Consider the following 22,755-nt stretch of genomic DNA (forward strand, 5'->3'; position numbering starts at 1 on the left):
CCCACTGACGACAGGTTGTGGTCTGAGCCCTTAGCGGCAGTTGTAAACTACGCCGTTGGCATCATCGATCTTACGAATAACTTCCCAGTGTTCCTGAAAGGTAATCGGGATGAACTGGGCCTCACCTGACTTAGAGAATTCCTCTTCCAGAGAGGTGCCTTCCCAGTTGAAGGAGAAAAACGCCTGCTGAATCTTGTCTTGAAGTTCTGGTGTCAGGTTATGTGCGACGCCGTATCCAGTGGTGGGAAAGGTCTGGGACTTATACAAAGATACAATCTGCTCTTCTTTGATGACGTCCCGGTTCAGCATGCGCGACATAACTGAGTTGGCAACGGCTGCAGCGTCGTAGTCTTTATTGGCAACCCCAAGAATGGAGTTGTCATGCTTGCCAGAAAACACCGGAGTGAAATCTCTGTTTGGTACAAGGTCATAATCGGCTTTCAGAATCGCAGATGGCGCCTTGAAACCTGAGTTTGAGGTTTCAGAGGTAAAGGCCAGCTCGCGGTCTCTTAGCCCTTCTACATCAGTAATGCCGGAATCCGGATGGGTGATGATTTCCATTTCGTAGCCAAATGACCCATCAGCAGAAGCCATGATGGTGAAAGGGCGGAAACCACCGCATGCAACGGCTATCGGGTTGGAGCCAGTATTGAAACCGGCAATATGGAGGCGTCCGGCGCGCATGGCTTCGATTTGTGCAGCGTTGGATTGAACGGGGAAAAACTGGATTTTCTTACCCGTTTTCTCAGACAGATGGTCTAAAAAGTCGGACCAGGCTTCAGCGTAAACAGAAGGGTCTTCCACCGGCGTGTACGCAAAAATCAGCGTAGAAGGGTCGACCTGCTCAGACTTGGCAGGAATGTCTGCAATCAGATCACCGTCCTGATCACTGTATCGGGAGTCCAGTTTGAATGCGCCCTGCGCGAGCATTGGGGTCATTAGGGCTGCGCATGTTAGTGTCATCAACTTATTCATAGGTGTGTCCTTGGGTCATGAAACCATCATCAGCCAGATACTAATCAGGTAATGTTATGGTTACGTGACACCGACAAGGGATTGAACCCAAAAGTCTGTGTCACGCAATCTCGTTTAACCTAGAGGGATCAGCTGATCAGGTGAATGCGGATGAATGAGGCTTTTAAAGCCCCATACAATTGGCGTAGTGAGTGGTGGTCGCAGGCCAGTCTGAAAAAATGCCTATTACACCTATTTCCCGAGCCAGCACATCAATCACGGTATAAATATCGCCGTCGTTGTTAATGGCATCGCTGATACTTTGGTAATACCAGCCACCACCTTCATTTAAGGGCCCGCTGCGCTCCAATGACCAGCCAATCAAATCAAGGCCTGCAGCCTTAGCGTTGAGTGCATAGTCAGATGGAACAATCTTTTGGTGAGCGTCTAGAGTTAGCATTTTCCAAAGTGCGGGTGCCAGAATAGGAACCCCTTGCTGGGTAAGGCTTTCCATATACGCCATAGATGTGTTCTCTGGGTCGTTACTTTTCTCATCCAGAAATACTGCTTGGCGTCCAAACTCAGGCATTTGATTAACCCAGAATACGACATCATCCAATAAGAACGACTGCGGCCATACATCCTCAGGGCTCACGCCAGCAGAGATGTATTCGTTGATCATCTGTCGGGCATAATCTTCTTGTGTGTAGTCACCTTCAAAAGGCATCTCGACCACCGGTGTTTTCAGCTCGGGGGTGAACTTAAGGCCTAGCTCTTTAATCAGTTGGATGCTTTCGCGATGGCTTAACAGGGTGCCTTCAGTGGCATACAGATTCGTGCGCCAATCGGCGGTGCCGCCAAGATACTCTTGAGGGGTAGTGGCATCTTCATTAAACGCATCCATTTTTCCCCGGAGCGTCTTAAACTCAGCTAGCGTAATGTCACTGGTGCGGCATTCAGCCTCAGCCTTAGTGCCTGCGCTCGGATTGGCGGGCACGAATGGCTGTGTGCATTTGGCGTTCAGCTCTGGCACGGCCACAATGTTGGTCGTGGTGTGCAGGTCGTTCTGAGCGTGGCGGCAGACTAATTGCCGGTCCTTGGTAAAGGCAACGTCGCACTCAATAATCCCAACCCCCATTTTGGCAGCTGCCACATAGGATTCGCGGGTATGTTCAGGAAACTGCAACGGCGCGCCACGGTGGGCAATAGAGAAAGCGCTTGCGGTCGGGGTCATAGATTCACACGCTTGTAGCGTACTCTTCAGTTCACCCTCATCCATATCGTTAACCAGAAAGTAAGGTCTGGGACCAAGCTGAACCAGCGATGGGTTGTCATCAGGAGGGCTCACTTCGGGCGCACTGGCGTTGTTATCGCTGTCGTTGCAGCCGGATAACATAGCGAGAGCGCCGATGATCAGAGGCAATATAAACAAGATTTTCATAACGGGCCTTTTGTTGGATATATTGGTTTTTTCCAGCATCGCGTTAGTCGGCGAGAATGGGGTGATTGGCTAATCTAAGGCTGTACAGGCGCTAATATTGCCTAGGCTTAGTTAACGTCTGATGACAGTTTTTTTAAGCGCTACACATGATTAGTTTTGGTGTCTTTTGGATGGCCAGCTTTTAACTTGTCATCACCACAGAGGATGACTACCATTTGAATGGAAAACAGACCTGCCACGGAACTTGGATGAAAGGCGGGACTTAAAACGGAATTTTAAAAGGGATTTGTTATGAGCACAGCAGCTTTTGCGACCAGCTATACCCAGAACTTCGATACTTTGCTGTATCGAGTCAGGTCCGGGGACAGTCTCTCCAAGATTCTTTATCGGTACCACGCAGGCCTGAACGATGAGCAGCTTTCACTACTGATTCAGCAAGTGCAGGCCGACAATCCTTCGATTATCAATCCTGACCTGATAAAACCCGACCAATTAATCCGCCTGAAAATTCCCCAGCAGTACTGCGCTGCCCCTAGGCCCAACCACCACTTGCTGACCGTACGTACAGACAATCAATATTGGGTGCCTGAGCTGGAACGTACCTGGAACCGAAGTACCCGCGAAGAACGTGATTTAATGTCTACTCTGCTGCCAGCCTTGATTGGTCTGGGAAGTGCAAAAATGTCGATGATAGACACCACGTTCTCTACCAATGCACCACTTATGCGGGAAATGGTAACCAACCATGAAAACTACAAGGCCGGTGAGAAAACCAAAGGTCAGTACGACTATCAGCGGCGAAAGCTGGTTGCTCAGTTGACCACCAACCTTGGGCCAACCAACTTGATACTGAATGGTACACAAAGGCCTACAGAGGTGCTTCGTATATCCAGAAGCAAAGGTATTGCACCAACGGCACCTATAGAAACGGAGTTCAGAAGAATGCAGAGAGCTGCAAGAATAGCTAAATCTGGAGGTGTGTTGTTAACCGGAGTTAGTCTCGGCGTTGCTTGTCATCAGATTGCTAATGCTTCAACTCAACGCCAAAAAAACGACATTTTAGTTGAGAGTGCAGGAGGTCTGGTGGGCGGCATACTTTATGCAATCGGCACCTCAGTTGCCCTAGTGTTAATAGCCTCGCCTGTTGGGTGGGTTGGAGGCTTGGCGATTGGTCTTGGGGCGGCGGTAACAGGATATGCTACGGGGCAAGGTGTACTAAAATTGTACGACGCAACAGGGGCAAAAATAGACTTCGCCAAACAATCTGGTATTGGAGCCCTATGTTCATCCGCGCGAAAGGCTGGATTTGTACCGTCTTTTTCGTCATCCACGTTATCTGTGCTTTAGTTGCGGGCACACCATTATGGAAATGCTTTTTCATGTAACGCTGGGGTTGATGGGGTTTGGGGTTTTAATCGGCCTTGTCTATTTCTCACTGTGGGCGGTTTTGCACAAAATGTTACCGCCGGTACTTGACCCGCTCCTGTTCAGGGAACCATGGTTTCAAAAATCTGAACTGGTGAACTATCAGTTTTTCCCACTTAGCTTGATCCGGTCTCTAAACTACAGTTATCTGCTAGCTTGGCCTGACATGGCAAAGCGCCGACGTTTCAAGGGCCTCGATCGGAAACTCCCGGTCCGCGCAGGCTTAATCGTACTTTGCAGAATTCATATATCAGCGGCATTTGCAGGAACTCTGGTTGCTATCTTTTATTTTTCGATTGCGCTTTATGCGCTATTTTTCCTGTAATCGGAGCTGCTTGGGCTGTCTTGCACAAATACCTGACACCCAGATTGGACGACTTATTGTTCAAGGAACCCTGGTTTCAGAAGGCTGAGCTCACTAATTACAGATTTTTCCCGCTGAGTTTGCTTAGATCCTTGAACTATATCTACTTGATTGGTTGCCCCAGGATGGCCAAGAGAAAACGCTTCAAGGGGTTGGAAGCTGTGATCCCTGTTGGGAAAGCCGTTGTTATACTCTGCAGGGCGCAGATGTTTATGGCTTTTTTCGGGCTCGGTTTGGCCGTTGTCTACTTTGGTTACGGCGGGATCATGGCGGTTTTCGTTCTTTGAGAGTTGACGTTCGGCATCATGAGGTCTGTTTGCCCTCTAATTTGAAGTAATATCCGGCAATCCAAAGCATGGCTGTAAGCAGTGTTGCGACGACGATAGCTGGCCCCACGGGCACATCGGAAACCACGGAATAGGCGATCGCGACAAAATGGCCGGTGATTGCACAAATCGCTGCGACAATTGGTGGTTTATCGTGAACAGAACCCACGATCAACGGTGTGATGATTAGGGTCGCGAACACGACGTAAATACCGGCGAGCGACACCGAGTAAGTGACTGAAATGGCGAAAACGGGCATGAAGGCAGCACCGGAAAACCAAGCTGGTAGCTTCCAGCTGAGTAGCCATACAAACGCTGTCATTATCCCCGTTGCTATGATGAGCTCCCAACTTGCCCATAGTAGATCACCCGCAGCCGCCCTCTGCAGTGCTTGAGCGCCGTGAGGGTCACCACTAACCATCAATACCGCCAGACTGGCTCCCAGTACATAGAGAATGCCAATCCACGCCTCTTTGCCCGTGCCGAGAAACCTGAAAATCAGTTGTACGGCTATGGCCGCGAGTAGGGCGAACAGCAAACTGCTTATCGACGCCCCTGCAAGTGTATGGTCTGGCAGGAAATACAATCCCGCCAGAGTTCCCAGCGCCGCCCATTGGGCAATCGCAAGATCCGCAAAAATGACTCCTCGAGCAATCACCTGATACCCCAGTGGCACGAGTAGCAGGCAGAGAAGCGCGCTACCGAGCGCCGGTAGGAGCATCCACTCAAAGGCTCCCATTAGCAACCTCTGGCATGGCACTTTCAAGGCGGTTGATAATTTCAGAAATCAGCTCAGCCAACGTGTCCGTTTTTGAGTCGTCAGTAACGGTTCCCGGTAGTACCAGAATGGGTTTTCGTATTTGAGCCGACAGCCATTGCGCAGGCTTTTGGTTCTGGTGACTGGCAATCAAAATCGCTGCCGCATCTTCTAACCTCGGATCTGCTAATAGCTGATTCAGGTGGCTGGCGCTTGGCGGCAGACCGGGTTTCGGTTCTAGATCCATGGTTGCGCCTATGCCAAGCCATCTTAATAGATAGCTGAACCCGGTGTGCTGGATGACAAGGGAGCGCCCCTGCAAGGCTTTTGCTCTTTCTTGCCAATTCGCACGATGGAAGTTCCAGTTAACGCGCCATTTTATATAACGCGCAAAGATATCTGCCGAGTTGTCTGGCCTCATTGCGCCAAGGCGCTCAGCCAGCGCCTTGGCGATGTTCGGTAGTTGGTCCGGCGAGAGATGCACATGGGGATTTCCCTCGGGATGCACATCTCCCATGCTGCGATCTACGTGATCATGGGGAGCAAACAATTGAGCGTGATCTGAAGCAAAGAACAGCCCGGGTTGGCCTGGCTGAATGTCTGTATTGCCGGCTCTCTGAAGCAGTGCCGGCAACCAGCCCGCTTCCAGTGAAGCTCCCGTACACACAGCAATGTCGGCCCGACTCATGGCTGCGATTAGGCTGGGCCTTGCTTCTATGTAGTGAGGGTCCTGCAGATAGCTTGTGGCTGTTGTGAAGTGAGCGTCTGGCATGAATGTTCGGGCTAGAGCAGCCCATTCGGGCTCACAGGCAAACACGTGGAAGTCTGCTCGGGCGGGTAGAGAAACCAGCCCGGTCAATACAGCGGCGATGAACAATGGTAAATAGCGCATATCAGTACCCATGAGCCCCGTGTGCGCCGAGCGACACTACATATTGCAGCGCCACGGTATTATCCGCGTTGCTGAATCCAGTTGCCGACTGATGAGTGTATTGGAGCCTGAGTGTCGAAAAATGTGAACGCGACCAGGCCAGCATGACATCTGTTTCTTTCAGGCGTTGGCTGTGGAAGTGATCACCGTGCGCCTCACGCAGATCCACTTCGCCATACCGGATACCCGCCGACCACTGCGGGGTGAATTGGTGAACGCCAGATACGTACCAACCTTCGTGATAGTCATCAGAGGTCGCGAATTTGTTCAGGTCATCGGCATAGAGGTATTCCGCGCTAAGTGTGAACTGTTGTTCGCGGGTGTTGCCGTTTGGTGACCATTTCCAAACAGCATCGGCAATGTAGAGGTTTTTGCCGGTGTAGGATGCGCCATGACCGTGGTCGTGCCCGTGTTCGTCATCAAGGTTATGGTCATGGCCGTGGTCTTCTTCGTCCACGCTGATCTGACGGTTATGCAGATAAGACAGCCCTGCCTGCCAGCTCTGGGCGGCAGAAAAATCGCCACCTACTCGGGTATTCAGGGTATAGACACCGATATCTTCGGCCCCTTCCGAAAGTTGATTGCCATTGAATGCCTCGGCGCCTATTTGCCAGTAAAACGGTGTGGGTAGGAGAGCATTTATGCGCAGGCCGGTATCGTAATAGTGGCTTCCCAGCAGCGCCCGGTAAGCGGCTGGTCGCTCCACGAAATCATCTTCATGCATATGTCGGCCATTGAGGTAACCTACCTGAGAAAGGAAGCGGCCTGCTCGTACGTTCAGCCCGAGAGGTAAGCCGTTGGTTTGCAGGTAAGCTTCTTCAATCAGAACCTCGCTCTCGCCATCATGTTCTTCGAAAACGGTGGTTAACCGCCCCGAAAATAGATCGTCTATGGGAGATGAGAGTGAGAGTTCTGTATGCCCTAGGCCAAATCCTTGTTCTCGGTGAGACAATGCGGTGTCATTTTGTTTGTAGTGTCCATCCAGAGTAAGGCTTACGTCTGGGTTGAGCTTGTTTGCACCAGCACCGCTTGTGAGCAGTGCCAGCGATAGGGCGGTAAAAGATACAATGCGATTTAACATGGGTACTCCAACGGCAAGGAAACAAGGCAAACCAGTGATCACCGGCCTGCCTTGTGAGGTTCAGAATGGGTTAGTGCGAGTGTTCTTCGTTGTGCTCCCCATTCGTCAGGCCCAGCCAGACAACGGAAGACGCGTTAAAGTCTAGGTCGATGCTGCGGACAACATCACCATCAGCCATATCCACCTCGATCACGGTTTGATTGTGCAGTACGAACAAATGTTTTTGAGCCGCCGATACAGTCACCGCCAAGGTATCTTCTTCGCTGGGCGCGTCCGTCAGCTGAACGGTTTTGAGCAATGCCCAGTTATCGGCGGGGTTGAATAGCCGTAGGCTGCCGTCGTTACCAACTACATAGAACACCTCACCGTGAGTCGTAAATCCTTGGGTGATTCGGGCTACGTCTGAGCCAATGTCCAGCTCTTGGTAAATAGTCGTTTCTGATTCTGGATCGATGATAAAGAGTTGGTCTCCTGCAATGCCCACCAGCTCTTCAACGTCGTGATTGCCGACGAGGGTTCCAATGCGTGCGCCTGTTTCAAGGCTGTCAGGGTTGGCCAATTTGGTAGCTGGATAGCCAGCTTCGTGGAGGTCGATCACCAGCACGCCGTCACCGCACCCAAACCCGAGACTGTGCGCGTTAGCGGCGGCACCGTGGAGCTTCGGGCAGGCCTCGTCGTACCGAGTCTCGAAACCGAAACTAGAGCCGTCAAAATGATAACGCTCGACTGCCGCTGGGAGTGTGGTATCTGTAATGCCACTATCACGATAGGTCACGAATAGGTGGTCGCCAATCAGTTTGGCAACACCGTGCATGTTGTTTTCAAGATCGAGACTGGCGAGAGTGGAGCTGTTCCCCAAGGATGCGTCAGAAAAAACCGTCACTTTTGAACGGGCAGCAGAACCACCGTCAAAGAAGACGACACCGTAAGGCTCGTCCAAAGTGTAGTGAGTGGGCTTGTGGTCATTCAGCGTCAAGGGCAGCATGGCCGGGGCTTCGGCATAGTCGTGCAGATGATCGCCGTGATCCTCTGTATAGAGCCCGCCATCAAAGAACGACAATCGATCGTCTTCACGCTGGATAGCAACGGCATACCGATGATCGGGTGACGCGTAGAGGCGTGGGGGTTCACCGTCCAGAGGCAGGGACGTAAGTACCTGTTCATCGTCCAAGTTCAAAAACTTCAGGGCCGACGCATCCATATCAAACAGGGCCAGACGCCCGCCGGTATCGATGTCTGTGTTGTTGTGCGCCTCATCTGAACTGCTTCCGCCACAGGCGGTTAGGAGCGTTGCGGTGGTCAGTGCCAAGAGGCGCAACATAGAGGGGAGGGGGTGAGAGTGGTAGATCATAAAGCTTCCTTTTAGATGTTATAACATTGCATTTCTGGCATTGAAGCGAGCCAATCCTGATTCAAGACATGGAGTGTTATCCTGTTGGGCGTAGACCGTCTTAGAGGGATTTGGTCACTAAATGGAGTGTTTCTGAACGCCTTAAAATGTTATGTTATAACATATTCGGTGTAAAGCAGAGTTTATCCGACAACGAAGGGTCAGCAAATGGCAGGCAATCCGACACGCATCCCCACTCACTTAGTGCTTGGTTTTCTCGGTGCTGGAAAAACCACGGCAATTCTCAACCTGTTAAAGCAGAAGCCGGAAGGGGAGCGGTGGGCGGTGTTGGTTAATGAATTCGGCGAGGTTGGTATTGACGGAGCCTTTTTGTCGAATCAGGGTGTGGCGGTTAAAGAGGTGCCTGGTGGTTGTATGTGCTGTGTTTCCGGGCTGCCTATGCAGATTGGGCTTAACAGCTTAATCAGTTTTGCCCGTCCGGACCGGCTGTTTATCGAACCAACAGGGTTGGGCCACCCGGCACAGGTAATCGAAACCTTAACGGGCGAGTTTTACAAAGATGTAGTGAGTCTTTGCACATCCGTTTGCTTGGTTGATCCGCGCAGGTTGGAAGACAAACGTGTGCTTGCTAGCCGACAATTTCATGACCAAGTGGCTGTGGCCGATGTGTTGGTGGCGAGCAAAACAGATCTTTGTACGGCTCATCAGCTAGATCAATTTGATAACTGGGCAAATACTTGGCAACCCGCAAAGCAGCGCATTGGGCAGATCAGTGGCGGTGAGCTTCCGCTAGATTGGCTAGCAGGTAGTTCGGGCAACTTGCCTCCACATTATCCCGACAGTCACCACCATCACCACCGTAAAGCCTCGGCTGAGAAGCCTTCGCTGGAGGATGAGCCTTGGCAGTCTTACTTCAATCAGGGAGAAGGTTATAACAGCATGGGCTGGCGGGTTCATGAAGACCTGATGTTTGATCCGATTGCGTTGCAAAGCCTGGCCTCCAATGCGGAGTTTGAGCGCTTCAAAGGGGTGGCACGCACGACCGAAGGTTGGTGGATGTTTAATGCCGTGGAGGGTGTTCTAACGCTGCTAGACGCGGAGCCGACCGATGAGTCCCGGCTCGAGATTATCAGCCAAAAATTGGAGCCTGAGCAGCTGGATCAGCAGCTTCGTGCTGCCTTAGCTGAACCCACTAAGACCAAATTGTGACCTTCTATATTCAGCCGCCCATCTGAAGTTTAACGGGTGGGGAATATAGACACTTTCCCTAGTATTAACTGCAATAAGGTAAAGAAATGCTTTCCAGAAAACGAGTGGTTATCACCATCGCCTCAGCACTCATCGGTTCGCCCCTAATGGCCGCAGACAACCCCGCTTCACATCTGCACGGGCAGGCCAACCTGCAACTTGCTTTCAACGATAATCGGGTTGATTTATTGTTCGAATCTCCTGCTGGTAACTTGCTAGGGTTCGAGCATGAACCGCGTACAACGGAACAACAACAAACGTTAGATAGCGTCACTAGTTGGCTAAAGGCAACACCGCTCATCAATACTTCCGAATCAACATGCACGGTGGAGGCTGCTAACGTTCAGCACCTAGGGCATGATGATGGGCAAGCTCATGCCCACACCCATGGCGAGGAGGAGCATCACGCTGACATTGAAGTTACTCAGGTTCTGGTGTGCTCCGGTCTAAAACAAGCAGTGTCTTTGGTAACGCCTATTTCCACTCGCTTTTCGGGCGTGGAACATCTCACTATCGAATGGGTTGGCCCAGATGGGCAGGGCGCAACCCGATTGGAGCCCGGGAATCAGGCTTTTAAGCTTGGGCGCTGAGGTTACTCTTCATAGGGTTCAACGGCTTCGGCAACCATGGAGTAGGATGAGGTGCCAATGTCGGTTTCGGTGCGGTCAATCACCAGAGTACCTTCAACCCAAACGGGGTCGTACAAAGCTTCAAGCTTAAACCCCTGTTTGTACTTGATGTGGATAATTTGGTTGGGCGGCGGAGGCGGAACGTGTATGCAGGCGCCATAATAGGGAACCAGAAAAAACTCTAATATGCGCATGTCTTTGGTTGTTTTCAGAGGCACGACAAAACCGGGGATTCTGCTTTCAATATTGCTCATTTCCGGAACAACCCGGCCGGTCATAATTTCGTCCGGCAAGAGTGCAGGCCCATCACCGTCATGCTCCAGTTCCGGCATGCTTTCGAGCAATGCCAGATCCTCGGCGGGCATGAGTTCAAGCCAATCAATTTCCCGTGGCTGTGAGTGTGCGGGCACCACCGACATGCTCAGTAGAAAAAACAGAAAAACCGATACGGACGCCCTTGCAGGGCCATTAAAAGAGTGGAGCATTGCAAACTTCCCCGAAAAACTTGCAGCCGTTTAAGCGGCTGCGAATAAGATATTGGAATAATACACGGAGCCGTTAACGATCAACATGAACAGCCAGTTATTATCCAGCGCAGATGGCTCTATCGATAAGCCTGCCGCACTTGAAACCTCAAACCTTACTTTTTGCTGGGATCGTCTTCAGCCGACGTTAAGATTCCCTGATCTTAACCTGCCTCGAGGCGAGCACCTTTTTTTATACGGCCCAAGCGGGACCGGTAAAAGTACGCTCCTAAGCCTCTTGGCTGGAATGCTTTCGCCAGCCAGTGGCGTGGTCAAATTGTTAGGCACCGAATTCCACACGTCAGGTGCAGGCAAGCGCGACCGTTTCCGAGCGGATCATATCGGTGTGATCTTCCAGCAATTCAACCTTGTGCCTTACCTCACCGCCGAAGCCAATGTAACTTTACCTTGTAAACTTTCATCCCGGCGCCAGTCCGCTACAGGGGAAAGCCCAACAGTGGCTGCACAACGGCTATTGTCCGCCTTGGCGATTCCACAGAGCCATTGGCAACGCAAGGTCACCCAGCTCAGCATTGGTCAGCAGCAACGCATTGCCGCTGCACGGGCGCTCATTGGGGCTCCGGAGATTATTTTGGCTGACGAGCCTACATCCGCATTGGATAGCGATAACCGTGACCGCTTCATCAACCTGCTCTTAGGACTGGCAGGCGAGCGCAACACATCCGTGGTGTTTGTTAGCCACGACAGGTCGCTTGCCCGGTGCTTTCATCATCAGATTGAGCTCGGACAGGTGTCAGCATGAAGTTTCGTCTCGCATTGTCTCTTGCAACAGCAAGCCTTTGGTACAGGCGCAAGGTGTTGGCGCTGGTGTGCCTCACCCTTACTCTTAGCGTCACCCTGCTACTTGGCGTTCAATACTTGCGTACTGAGGTGAAGCAATCGTTTACCAGCACCATCAGCGATACCGATCTGATTATCGGCGCCCGCAGTGGCCAGCTTAACCTACTGCTGTACACGGTGTTTCATATGGGAGATGCCACAAACAATATCCGCTGGTCGACTTTTCAGGCGCTCGAAAAAGATGCGCGTATCGACTGGCTGATTCCTATTTCACTGGGTGACAGCTACAAGGGGTTCCGAGTTGTAGCCACCGACAAAGCGTTTAAGGAGTACTTCCGGTACGGCCAAGGTCAACCTTTAGAGCTAGCAGGTGGTCAGTGGTTTGATGGGATTTTTGATGTGGTATTGGGCGCAGGCGTTGCAAGAACCCTGAACCATCATCTCAATGATGACGTCATATTGTCCCATGGGGGTGGGCGTACCAGCTTCTCCAATCACAAAGACACGCCCTTCAAGGTAACCGGCATTCTTGAGGCCACGGGCACACCGGTGGACCAGGCAGTTTATATCAGCCTTCAAGGAATGGAGGCGATACACGTAGGTTGGGAATCGGGGGTCGCAATTCCTGGGCGCACACTCACGCCCGAGCGGGCGCAGCGCCGAGATCTCACACCTAGCGCGATTACCGCCGTGTTTGCCGGGCTAGATCGTAAAATTCTGACGTTCCGTGTGCAGCGCGACATTAACCAGTACGCTGGGGAACCACTTTCTGCCATCTTGCCAGGTGTCGCTTTGAGTGAACTGTGGCGCTTGATGAGTCAGTTTGAACGGGCGTTGCTTGGTATAACCGGCTTCGTTGTCGTGACCAGTTTAATCGGGTTGATTGCGGTACTGCTCACACTGCAAGCCCAGCGCGCACATGAGATTGCGATCCTGCGCGCGACCGGCGCATCTCCCGGGCTGATCGCCAGCCTCTATGTGATCGAATGCTTGGGGCTTGCAGTGGTGGCTTGTTTGACCGCGCTTGTATTGAGCTCGCTCGCAATCTCAATACTTGGCCCTTGGTTACTGACAAATTACGGCATTCAAATTCAATTGCGCCCCCTGAACCTAGAGGAGTGGGCTCTGCTGGCTTCTGTGCCGCTGGCGGCCTTGTTGGTGGCCTTTGTTCCAGCATTGAGCGCTTGGCAGAAAAGTAGGTCACAAGGGTTCGGAAGCCCGGAGGAGTTGTAAAAGAAGCTCGATAGGGCCTCAGTAAAATCTGAAAACTCATCAGTTGCCAATCGTTCTGTGCGTTAACAAAGGTATCCACTAGACTGGGAGCCAGAAATTACTTTGAGCAACATCTACCATGAGACCGCAGTGGGAATATGAAACGACAATCTGGCCAGCCACCTTTAACGCTGAATGAGGCAACCTTATCGTCGCTGTTGGTGAGGCTGCAGCAGAACAAATTGTCTGCCAGTCAGCTTCTTGAAAGCTGCCTCAGCAATATTGATCGGCATGATGACCCCGCAAATCAGGTGTACACCGCCCGCTTTAGTCGCACAGCCAGAGCTGAGGCCGCCGCTATTGATACGCTGCAACAGGGCAGGGTGCCAATGGGAGAGCTTGCCGGGCTGCCCATTGCACTAAAAGTGCTGTTTGATGTTGCCGGTGAAGTGACCCATTCCGGCTCCAAATGGTGGAGCCAGAAAGCACAAAGCGATGCGCTGATTGTTTCGCGCCTGCGCCGGGCTGGAGCGGTTATCACCGGCCATACCAACATGACCGAATTTGCATACTCAGGCCTTGGGCTTAACCCGCACTACGGCACGCCTGCCAACCCGCTAGCACCAGGCCGTATATCCGGAGGCTCATCATCCGGAGCTGCAGCCGCTGTCGCTTGTGGAATGGCTGTAGCAGCCATTGGAAGTGACACTGGCGGATCGGTGCGCATACCTGCAGCTTTCTGCGGTTTGGTGGGTTTCAAACCTACCCAAAAACGCATACCACGTGATGGTGTGTTCCCCTTATCTCACAGCCTCGATTCCATTGGCCCTATCGCTCATAGCGTTGATTGCTGTGCGCGTTTGGATGCCGTGATGGCAGGGGAGTCTTGGCAGAAGAACCGTCAGGCAGATCTGCGCGGCCGCCGCTTTGTGGTGCCCACCAACTACATGCTGGATGACTTGTCTTCCGGGGTCGCTGAAGCGTTCGCCAGCAGTCTGCGCAAACTGCGCGATTGTGGGGCCCATATCGTGGAAACACAGGTTCCTGTGTTGGATAGGTTACCGGAGCTTATGAAGAGCGGAGGGCTTGCAGCCGCTGAGAGCTATCATGTCCATCGCCATTGGCTGCAGCAACATGGAAACGAATACGACCCACGGGTGCGGGAGCGCATGGAGCGGGGCGCGGGTATCAGCGCTGCAGATTACCTCGACCTACTGCAGCTACGGGCGGCGCTAAAAAAGCAGGCAGACCATTGGCTTAGTGCCTACGACGGACTTCTTGCACCCACGGTTGCTATTGCACCACCTCTGCTCACAGAGCTGGAGAGCGACGCGGATTACTTGCGCCTGAACTTACTTGTATTACGCAACCCAACGGTCGCGAACCTTCTTGATCTCTGCGCTATTACGCTCCCAAACCATCCAAGTGGTGACTTGCCCAGCGCCCTGATGTTAGTTGGCCGACATGGCTCCGATCGCAGTGTGCTTGGCGTCGCGCAGGCTGTGGAAGAGGCAATCTCACCGTGAGTTGGAAGCCGGTGCTCGAATCTGCCGGGTTGGATGCCTGGATTGTCAGGATGTTTGCGTCGATTGACGAGCGCAATGTGTCTTGGTTGTCTGCGCTGGCGCGCCGGTGTGAGGAGGCCTTTGGCGATGCGTTGGTTGATCTCGTACCTTCCTATACAACGCTTCTGGTTGTGTTTGACCCGCTTAATGTCTCGCCCTCGCAGGCGCGGGCAATTATTTGCGAGACGTTGGCTGGTCTAGAGCCGGAAGAGACTGCCCATGAAGGTGAGGTGCACGAATTGCCCACCTGGTACGACATTAGCGTAGGCCCAGAACTACAAAGGGTGGCTGAAGGCGCGGGTATGGCGGTTAGTGAAGTGGTTGAAGCCCACAGCCAGCGTACCTATAAGGTTTTTGCCTTGGGTTTTGCTCCGGGCTTTGCCTTTATGGGGTTAGTCGACCCACGCCTTGAGTGCGCGCGTCTGGATACGCCCCGTAAGCGGGTACCAGCCGGAAGTGTTGCTCTTGCGGGGCTCCAAACAGCGGCATACCCAACTGAAACCCCGGGCGGTTGGAATCTGTTGGGGCGCACCAGTGCCCGTCTATTCGACCGTGAGCGTGAGGGGTTTAGCCTTCTAAGGGTTGGTGATCGGGTACGTTTTGTCCCTGTGAGCCGCGAGGTATTTGAGCGCGAGGGCGGAAACACCACGCCATTGGAGCCAATAACGTGACGCAACATAACTCGCTTGAGGCGGATATCCGAGTGTTGCGCGCCGGGCCTCTCGCTTTGCTGCAAGATAGCGGGCGGTTTGGGGTGCGGCATTTAGGTGTTACTCAGGGCGGGCCAGCAGATATTTACTCTTGGGCCTGGGCCAACCATCTCACTGGCAATCCTTGGGGAACGGCGAATCTGGAGGTCACCTTCGGCGGTCTAAAGCTCATCGCGGTAAGAGATCTGGAAATCGCGATTACCGGTGCAGACTTGGGCGCAACTATTGAGCACAAACCCGTCGCCCTGTGGCAGCGAACACGCTGGAAAGCTGGCGACACACTGACATTCGCTGCGCCTGTAAGTGGGCTAAGGGCTTATCTTGCTGTGTGTGGTGGCTTTGCGGCAGAGCCCGTGTTGGGCAGCGTGGCTTGCGTAACCCGTGAAGAGTTGGGTGGTTTTGAAGGCAATGGCGCAAAGTTGGCAACAGGCGATGAGCTTTCGGTTAATCGTTCAGGCCCCGGCCAACAACTGGCAAACGCGCCAACTGAAGCTCCGAAGAATGCTTTGCCAGATTTCAGCCAGCCAGCGGTGCTGGATCTTCTGCCGGGTGCCCAGATTGCATCTTTCACTGGTCGCAGCCTGTTCGACGCATTTAATACTTGGTGGCAAGTGGATGACCGTGCTGACCGAATGGGTGTGCGCCTTATAGGTCCGCGGCTGAATTGCAAGATCAACACACTTATTTCAGAAGGCATTAGTCTCGGCAGCATTCAGGTGCCACCGGATGGTCAGCCGATTGTCTTGCTGAATGATCGCCAGACCATTGGCGGTTACCCCCGGTTAGGCGCTCTGTCGCCGCTGTCTGCTTCACGGTTAGCTCAGTGTTTACCGAGAGAGCCTGTAAGGCTGATTGCAAGAGGGAGTGACGCTGTACTCAAAGAACACCGGAGGTTCAGGGCTGTTTTCCACTCAGAGTCTGTTTAGAGCGCGCTGAGTGGTGCGAAGCTGGCAGTACTAAAGAACAAGGCTATCCTGTATCTTTATACCATTAACCGGCGCAGAAATATCAAGGAAGATACAGGCTTGTCGCCCTATACTATTTTGGCCCGCTAACCCAGAAGACTCCCGCAATGCCCACAACCATTTTTTCCGCCTTCACCAGCAATTTTCTTGGTAAGGCTCCGGTCTGGTACAAGCAGATCATCGTCCTGTTTTTAATCGTCAACCCGATTGTGATGTACCTGTTAGGGCCGGTTTCTGCGGGCTGGCTGCTTATCGCCGAGTTTATCTTCACCCTTGCCATGGCGCTGAAATGCTACCCTCTGTTGCCCGGCGGCTTGCTGGCAATAGAAGCCTTGTTGATAGGCCTAACCACGCCAGACGCGGTGTATTTGGAAGTGCTCACCAACTTCCCGGTTATTCTGTTGCTGATGTTCATGGTGGCAGGTATTTATTTTATGCAGGATCTGCTGCTAGTTGCGTTCACCCAGATTTTGGTGGGAGTGCGTTCTAAGTCGGCCCTGTCTCTTTTGTTCTGCATTGCGGCTGCGGTGCTTTCCGCTTTTTTGGATGCGCTGACGGTCACCGCCGTTATCATCAGTGTTGCTGTCGGTTTCTTCTCCGTTTATCACAAGGTGGCCTCTGGTAAGGGGTATCAGAGCAGCGATCACAACTCCGATAGTGATGACGAGGTTATTGAGCTGCACCGCGACGATTTAGAAAACTTTCGGGCTTTTCTGCGCAGCTTGCTAATGCACGGTGCCATAGGCACGGCCCTTGGTGGCGTTGCAACCATGGTGGGCGAGCCCCAAAACCTGTTGATTGCCAAGGTAGTAGGTTGGGACTTTATCGGGTTCTTCCTGCACATGGCGCCAGTGAGCTTGCCGGTGTTGGCAGCCGGGTTAGTAACCTGCTGGGTACTGGAGAAAATGCGCTGGTTTGGCTATGGCGGTCGCTTGCCTAAATCGGTGCGCCGTGTGTTGGAAGAGTTTGCGGATAACGAGCGCGCCAAGCGCACCAAGGCTGATCAGGCGGCACTTTGGGTACAGGCTTGCGCGGCGGTTATTCTGGTGGTGGGTTTGGCTTTGCATCTGGCCGAAGTGGGCCTGATTGGTTTACTTGTTATTATTCTAATTACCTCGTTTACCGGCGTAACCAGTGAGCACCAAATAGGTAAAGCCTTCCAAGAGTCTCTGCCGTTCACATCGCTTCTGGTTGTGTTCTTTGCAGTGGTCGCGGTGATCCACGAACAGCATTTGTTCAAACCAGTCATCGATTACGTGCTGTCACTTCCGGAAGGGCAGCAGCCGGGTATGTTCTTCATTGCCAACGGCCTGCTTTCGATGATCAGCGATAACGTGTTTGTGGCAACGGTTTATATAAGTGAAATTAAACAAGCTCTGGATGCGGGCAGTATCAGTTATGAGCACTTTCAGAGCCTTGCCGTTGCAATCAATACCGGCACTAACTTGCCAAGCGTAGCAACCCCCAATGGTCAGGCCGCTTTTCTGTTTTTGCTGACATCGGCCATTGCGCCATTGGTTCGGCTGTCCTATGGTCGAATGGTTGTTATGGCGTTCCCTTACACGGTGGTGATGGGAGGTGTGGGATTGTATATGGTTATGTACCATATCTAAGATGCAAAAAATTTGGCGTTCTCACTGTGCCTCGGTTTCTATCCGGCACTTTTTCGCTCGGCGTGTGATTGTGTTTGCGCTATGGGGGCTTGTTGTCCTCGCAAAGCCTGTATTGGCTGATACGGGCGGAAATGCAGTGCGCATTGGTTATACCGAGTTCCCTCCCATTGAATACCAGAATGAACAGGGCCAGCCTGCGGGCTATTTTATTGAGCTCACTCGAAAAGTTGTTGAGGAAGCAGGCTATGAGCCCGAGTTTATTTACTTGCCTATAAGCCGGGCTTATCTGTATTTAAAAAGCGGCGCGATTGATTTGTTTCCTGGTCTCTCCGGGGTTCCGGTGCTTCAGGGTGAGGTGCTAGAGAGCTGGGTGAATGTATACCCGGTTAAGTTGTACGCCTGGCACCTAGAGGACTCGACCCCGTTGACACATTTTGATCAGCTTGAGGGTAAAACCGTTATTGTAATCAATGGCTACACCTACGGAGGCCTGCTTTCTTGGCTCGAGAAATCTGATCGCATACGGTTAACCGAGGCGCCTAATAATCGCGCAGCGCTTGAGATGTTGAGGCTCAAGCGCGGAGATTATGTGTTGGATTACCTTGAACCGGCTGAGGAAATACTGCGCCAACAACCCACTCATAGAATTCGTGGTTCGGAACTGCGATCACGCTATTCAGCATGGCTTTATTCTCTGGCGAGCCCCAGAGCATCACTGCTCCGGGAGGAGCTTGACGATGCTTATCTACGCCTTCTCAGCCGGGGTGAGGTGGCGCCCGTTCGGGAGTTCAAGGCAGGCTTCGTTATCCCCGGATTTCCTGAAGAGCACCGTTAAGAGGGCGCTCTAGTTGGGGTCAGCGCGGGTGAGAGTGATATCGCCATACCAAGCAGTTGCCTCTTCGCCGGTATTGTCTGAATCCGACATGATTGCAATACCCCGAATGGGCGGAGGGCTTTCCCCAAAGGCTTGGTGATAATCCGCAACAATATCCCGTTCTATACTCACCCACTCCCCGGCTTTCTCTTTGCCAGAGTTGACGGCAATCATCATGGTTTTGTCGGTATAGGGGTTGGGTATAAATTCGCCCTCCGGCAGAGTGTTTGCCCAAATGTAGTTCAAGGCATTGCCCGGTAGCTCTGCACCAAAGAGCAGTGCTACGGTTTTGCGCTTGGCCCGTTCAAAAAATCCAGCTTTCTCTGGTTCAAACTCGAAGGCGATGTAAATCCGGGCAGGGTAGTCATCGCCGGGTTTTGTGCGGGCATTGCCCTTTTCAAAAACATTGGAGACCTTCCAGCGCCAGCTCAGTATCGGTGAGCTCTCTGGCTTTGCATCCAGCCGCGTGATAAGGCCAGACGCGCCCCCGGAGGTGTTGGCCTGTATAACCTGAACACCATTCTCAAGCACCAGTTCGTAGCGGGAATGTGTTTCTATGTCAGGGAACTCCAGCGGTTCCCAACCGTCTGTCAGCGATGTCATTTTGGAGAATGCAGGGAGCAGCGGCTCTTGTGCCAGAAGATGCGGGGAGGCGAGGCTGGCTAGAGTAACAACAAGCCAACTAATAGCGCGGGTGGTGATCAGCATAAAATTGTCCCACTTTGCAGTGTGTTTGTGGTAGGGCGGCGAGCCGGTAAAGTTGCCTTGTTTCTCGAAATTTTCCCGTATATAGTGCCGTAATCCTTGGTTGAATACCAAATATGGTATTCGGGAATCCGGTGAGAATCCGGAACTGACGCGCAGCGGTATTGGGGAACGAGCGTGGCACAAAGACACTGGCGCAAGCCGGGAAGTCGCCACGCAAGGCAGAACCGACAGGTTCATGCCCCTGAGTCCGAAGACCAGCCAAGGAATACATACTGTACCTTCGCGACTCAGGCGCCAACTCAGGCCCTACAAGGTAAGCAGCAACAAACAATGCATAGAACAGCCTCTACAGGCTGTTGTGCTGGTTTGTCCTGCGTACGCGAAGGTTACGGACTTAACGCGTACTCAGGAGAAAAGCACATGTCTGCGACCGCTCTCGCCGAGCCCCGACCTTCATCGTCATCCGCCACCGAAACCCTTCAGGTAATCAAGCGTAACGGCAATCTGGTCAATTTTACCCCGTCTAAAATCAGCGTAGCGGTTACTAAGGCTTTCCTCGCTGTTGAAGGCGATCAAGCTGCGGGCTCTGCCCGTATCAACGACGCTGTCCACCGGGTAACCGAGCAAGTTGTACAAGCCATCAGCCGTCGCCTGAAAGCAGGTGGCCGAGTACACATCGAAGACATACAAGATCAAGTAGAGCTGGCCCTGATGCGAGCAGAAGAACAAAAGGTGGCCCGCGCTTATGTACTCTACCGCGAAGAACATGCCCGCAAACGTGCACAGCATGAGCCTGTAGAAGCTCACCCAACCTTGACGGTAAAACGGCCCGATGGCCGCACCGTACCACTGGATTTGGGCTTGATGAAGCAGCAAGTGGACAGTGCAGCACTCGGTTTAGAAGGTATTGAAACCGAATCCTTGGTGGAAGAAGCCATTCGCAACCTCTACAACGGCATCGACGAAGCCGAAGTACTGAGCGCTCTGATTATGACGGCCCGCGGCCGCATCGAGCGGGAGCCAGACTACAGCGCTGTGACCGCCCGCTTGCTGCTGGAACAACTGCGCCTTGAAAGCGTCACCGCACTGAACCTCGACACCGGCCTGAGCCTCGCCGACGTTTATCCACAGGCCCTAAGTGCCTTTATTCACGCCGGTATTCGCTACGAGCTGTTGGATGAAGCCATGGCTGCATTCGATCTGGAACAGCTGGGTGCCGCGATCAAGCCCGAGCGCGACCAGAAGTTTGGCTTCCTCGGCCTGCAAACCCTCTACGACCGTTACTTCCTGCACTGGAAAGGCGACCGTTTGGAGCTGCCCCAAGTATTCTTCATGCGTGTGGCCATGGGCTTAGCGCTGCGTGATGACGAGCCCAACAGCCGCGCCATCGAGTTCTATAACCTGCTGTCTTCGTTCGACTACATGGCCTCCACGCCCACACTGTTCAACAGCGGCACCCGTCATTCCCAGCTGTCGTCCTGCTACCTCACCACCGTGGGCGACGATCTGGAAGACATCTACGGCGCCATTCGCGACAACGCCATGCTCTCCAAATGGGCAGGCGGACTGGGCAACGATTGGACGCCCGTGCGTGCTCTGGGCTCCCGCATCAAGGGCACCAACGGCCAAAGCCAAGGCGTCGTGCCGTTTTTGAAAGTGGTGAACGACACCGCCGTAGCTGTAAACCAGGGCGGAAAGCGCAAAGGCGCCGTGTGTGCCTATCTGGAAAGCTGGCACCTGGATATTGAAGAGTTTCTGGAACTGCGCAAAAACACCGGTGACGAACGCCGCCGCACCCATGATATGAACACCGCCAACTGGGTGCCGGACTTGCTGGTCGAGCGTATGCGCCAAGACCGCGATTGGACCCTGTTCAGCCCCAGCGATGTGCCAGACTTGCACGACCTATACGGCAACGAATTCCGCGAACGCTACGAGCACTACGAAGCGCTGGCCGCGGAAGGCAAAATCGAGTTGTTCAAAACCATCCCGGCCAAACAGCTGTGGCGCAAAATGCTGGCCGTACTGTTTGAAACCGGCCACCCGTGGATCACCTTCAAAGACCCCTGCAACCTGCGCTCGCCGCAGCAGCACAAGGGCGTGGTACACAGCTCCAACCTGTGTACCGAAATCACCCTGAACACCAGCGCCGATGAAATTGCGGTGTGTAACCTGGGCTCGGTGAACCTCGCCGCTCACATCAGCAACGGCGAGCTGGATGTGCAGCGCCTAGAGCGCACCGTAAACACCGCCGTGCGCATGCTCGATAACGTTATCGACATCAACTTCTACGCTGTGCCGCAAGCGCGTAACTCCAACCTGAAGCACCGCCCGGTGGGCCTTGGCCTGATGGGCTTTCAGGACGCGCTGTACGCACTGGGCCTACCGTACACCAGCCCGCAAGCGGTGGAGTTCGCCGATGTGGCCATGGAGCAGCTGAGTTACTTCGCCATTCGCGCCTCCGCCCAGTTGGCGGCCGAGCGGGGCGCCTATGAAAGCTACGAAGGTTCCCTGTGGAGCCAGGGCATTCTGCCCATCGACTCCATCGAATTGCTGAAAAACGCCCGCCGGGAAGGCGACATCAGCGTGAACACCGACAGCCGTCTGGACTGGGCGCCGGTGCGCGAACTCATCGCCCAGCACGGCATGCGCAACAGCAACGTGATGGCCATTGCACCGACGGCTACCATTTCCAACATTGTGGGCGTGTCGCAATCCATCGAGCCGGCGTACCAAAACCTGTTTGTGAAATCGAACCTCTCTGGCGAATTCACCGTGGTGAACCCATCACTGGTGCGCGACCTCAAGGCGGTTGGCTTGTGGGACAACGTGATGGTGAATGACCTCAAATATTTCGACGGCAGCGTGCAGCAAATCGAACGCATACCCACCGAACTGAAATCCCGTTACGCCACCGCGTTTGAGATCGACGCCCGTTGGCTGGTGGAAGCCGCCTCCCGCCGCCAGAAGTGGCTGGATCAGGCCCAGAGCCTGAACCTCTACATGGCCGAGCCCAGCGGTAAAAAACTGGATGAACTCTACCAGCTGGCCTGGGAACGTGGCTTGAAAACCACCTACTACCTGCGCTCGCTGGGTGCGACCGGCGTGAACCAGCAGGATGCCCCCGTGGCCGCACCGCAACCACAAGTATGCAGCATTGATGAACCTGATTGTGAGGCTTGTCAGTAAAGCAATAACTTATCAGGCCAGCACCATACATCCCCTCTCCCCCTGCGGGAGAGGGCTAGGGAGAGGGGGAAGCGGCAGCCCCTCAAC

At 53.4% G+C, this 22,755-nt stretch carries 19 protein-coding genes and 1 riboswitch; of the genes, 11 read left to right on the forward strand and 8 right to left on the reverse strand.

The window, feature by feature from the left end:
• Nucleotides 1-30: 30 nt before the first annotated feature.
• Both phnD and FE845_RS09700 read right to left on the reverse strand, forming a co-directional pair.
• Nucleotides 31-975 (reverse strand): phosphate/phosphite/phosphonate ABC transporter substrate-binding protein, encoded by a 945-nt coding sequence (gene phnD, locus FE845_RS09695; protein WP_200363878.1) that lies wholly within the window; start codon nucleotides 973-975, stop codon nucleotides 31-33.
• Between the two features lie 163 nt (nucleotides 976-1,138).
• On the reverse strand, nucleotides 1,139-2,395 hold the full coding sequence (locus FE845_RS09700) for a glycerophosphodiester phosphodiesterase family protein (protein WP_200363880.1): 1,257 nt from the start codon (nucleotides 2,393-2,395) through the stop codon (nucleotides 1,139-1,141).
• Between the two features lie 291 nt (nucleotides 2,396-2,686).
• Between FE845_RS09700 and FE845_RS09705 the strand changes: the two genes are divergently transcribed.
• A complete protein-coding gene (locus tag FE845_RS09705; protein WP_200363882.1) occupies nucleotides 2,687-3,742 on the forward strand; it encodes a LysM peptidoglycan-binding domain-containing protein in 1,056 nt (351 codons plus the stop codon).
• A gap of 745 nt (nucleotides 3,743-4,487) precedes the next feature.
• On the opposite strand, the gene FE845_RS09710 is transcribed toward FE845_RS09705, so the two are convergent.
• The 4 genes from FE845_RS09710 to FE845_RS09725 all read right to left on the reverse strand — a co-directional run bounded on the left by FE845_RS09710 (nucleotide 4,488) and on the right by FE845_RS09725 (nucleotide 8,630).
• Nucleotides 4,488-5,249, reverse strand: coding sequence for a metal ABC transporter permease (locus tag FE845_RS09710; protein ID WP_200363884.1), 762 nt, complete (start codon nucleotides 5,247-5,249; stop codon nucleotides 4,488-4,490).
• Nucleotides 5,236-6,159, reverse strand: a complete 924-nt coding sequence (locus FE845_RS09715; protein ID WP_200363887.1) for a metal ABC transporter solute-binding protein, Zn/Mn family — start codon at nucleotides 6,157-6,159, stop codon at nucleotides 5,236-5,238. Before FE845_RS09715 ends, FE845_RS09710 begins: the two co-directional genes overlap by 14 nt.
• Nucleotide 6,160: 1 nt before the next feature.
• Nucleotides 6,161-7,279, reverse strand: a complete 1,119-nt coding sequence (locus FE845_RS09720) for a hypothetical protein (protein WP_200363889.1) — start codon at nucleotides 7,277-7,279, stop codon at nucleotides 6,161-6,163.
• A 70-nt stretch (nucleotides 7,280-7,349) separates the two neighbouring features.
• A complete protein-coding gene (locus tag FE845_RS09725; RefSeq protein WP_227714208.1) occupies nucleotides 7,350-8,630 on the reverse strand; it encodes a hypothetical protein in 1,281 nt (426 codons plus the stop codon).
• A 207-nt stretch (nucleotides 8,631-8,837) separates the two neighbouring features.
• Here FE845_RS09725 and FE845_RS09730 point away from each other — a divergent pair, with 207 nt between their 5' ends.
• Complete coding sequence (locus FE845_RS09730) at nucleotides 8,838-9,839, forward strand: CobW family GTP-binding protein (RefSeq protein ID WP_200363891.1); 1,002 nt, start codon at nucleotides 8,838-8,840, stop codon at nucleotides 9,837-9,839.
• An 86-nt stretch (nucleotides 9,840-9,925) separates the two neighbouring features.
• The gene (locus FE845_RS09735; RefSeq protein WP_200363893.1) at nucleotides 9,926-10,468 is read left to right on the forward strand and encodes a ZrgA family zinc uptake protein; all 543 of its coding nucleotides are present in this window, start codon (nucleotides 9,926-9,928) and stop codon (nucleotides 10,466-10,468) included.
• Nucleotides 10,469-10,470: 2 nt separating this feature from the next.
• Here the strand turns inward: FE845_RS09735 and FE845_RS09740 are convergent, their stop codons facing one another.
• Entirely contained in the window at nucleotides 10,471-10,926 is a 456-nt protein-coding gene (locus FE845_RS09740) for a DUF3299 domain-containing protein (protein WP_200364010.1), read from the reverse strand.
• Between the two features lie 151 nt (nucleotides 10,927-11,077).
• Here FE845_RS09740 and FE845_RS09745 point away from each other — a divergent pair, with 151 nt between their 5' ends.
• The 7 genes from FE845_RS09745 to FE845_RS09775 all read left to right on the forward strand — a co-directional run bounded on the left by FE845_RS09745 (nucleotide 11,078) and on the right by FE845_RS09775 (nucleotide 18,732).
• The gene (locus FE845_RS09745; protein WP_200363895.1) at nucleotides 11,078-11,794 is read left to right on the forward strand and encodes an ABC transporter ATP-binding protein; all 717 of its coding nucleotides are present in this window, start codon (nucleotides 11,078-11,080) and stop codon (nucleotides 11,792-11,794) included.
• Nucleotides 11,791-13,065, forward strand: a complete 1,275-nt coding sequence (locus FE845_RS09750; RefSeq protein ID WP_200363897.1) for an ABC transporter permease — start codon at nucleotides 11,791-11,793, stop codon at nucleotides 13,063-13,065. The genes FE845_RS09745 and FE845_RS09750 overlap by 4 nt, the downstream gene beginning before the upstream one ends.
• A 137-nt stretch (nucleotides 13,066-13,202) precedes the next feature.
• Nucleotides 13,203-14,570 (forward strand): amidase, encoded by a 1,368-nt coding sequence (locus FE845_RS09755; RefSeq protein ID WP_200363899.1) that lies wholly within the window; start codon nucleotides 13,203-13,205, stop codon nucleotides 14,568-14,570.
• On the forward strand, nucleotides 14,567-15,280 hold the full coding sequence (locus FE845_RS09760) for an allophanate hydrolase subunit 1 (RefSeq protein WP_320159684.1): 714 nt from the start codon (nucleotides 14,567-14,569) through the stop codon (nucleotides 15,278-15,280). Before FE845_RS09755 ends, FE845_RS09760 begins: the two co-directional genes overlap by 4 nt.
• Entirely contained in the window at nucleotides 15,277-16,245 is a 969-nt protein-coding gene (locus FE845_RS09765) for a biotin-dependent carboxyltransferase family protein (RefSeq protein ID WP_200363901.1), read from the forward strand. The genes FE845_RS09760 and FE845_RS09765 overlap by 4 nt, the downstream gene beginning before the upstream one ends.
• Before the next feature lie 146 nt (nucleotides 16,246-16,391).
• Nucleotides 16,392-17,897 (forward strand): sodium/proton antiporter NhaB, encoded by a 1,506-nt coding sequence (nhaB, locus tag FE845_RS09770; protein WP_200363903.1) that lies wholly within the window; start codon nucleotides 16,392-16,394, stop codon nucleotides 17,895-17,897.
• 70 nt (nucleotides 17,898-17,967) lie between these two features.
• Nucleotides 17,968-18,732 carry a substrate-binding periplasmic protein gene (locus tag FE845_RS09775; protein WP_247113273.1) on the forward strand — a complete coding sequence of 255 codons (765 nt, stop codon included), beginning with the start codon at nucleotides 17,968-17,970 and terminating at the stop codon, nucleotides 18,730-18,732.
• A 9-nt stretch (nucleotides 18,733-18,741) separates the two neighbouring features.
• On the opposite strand, the gene FE845_RS09780 is transcribed toward FE845_RS09775, so the two are convergent.
• The gene (locus FE845_RS09780) at nucleotides 18,742-19,479 is read right to left on the reverse strand and encodes a DUF3047 domain-containing protein (protein ID WP_200363907.1); all 738 of its coding nucleotides are present in this window, start codon (nucleotides 19,477-19,479) and stop codon (nucleotides 18,742-18,744) included.
• 80 nt (nucleotides 19,480-19,559) lie between these two features.
• Nucleotides 19,560-19,757, forward strand: a riboswitch (cobalamin riboswitch).
• A gap of 142 nt (nucleotides 19,758-19,899) precedes the next feature.
• Between FE845_RS09780 and FE845_RS09785 the strand changes: the two genes are divergently transcribed.
• On the forward strand, nucleotides 19,900-22,668 hold the full coding sequence (locus FE845_RS09785; RefSeq protein WP_200363909.1) for a ribonucleoside-diphosphate reductase subunit alpha: 2,769 nt from the start codon (nucleotides 19,900-19,902) through the stop codon (nucleotides 22,666-22,668).
• Nucleotides 22,669-22,755: the final 87 nt, after the last annotated feature.

Origin of the sequence: Marinobacter sp. 1-4A (assembly GCF_016597725.1) — a bacterium.
GTDB lineage: Bacteria > Pseudomonadota > Gammaproteobacteria > Pseudomonadales > Oleiphilaceae > Marinobacter.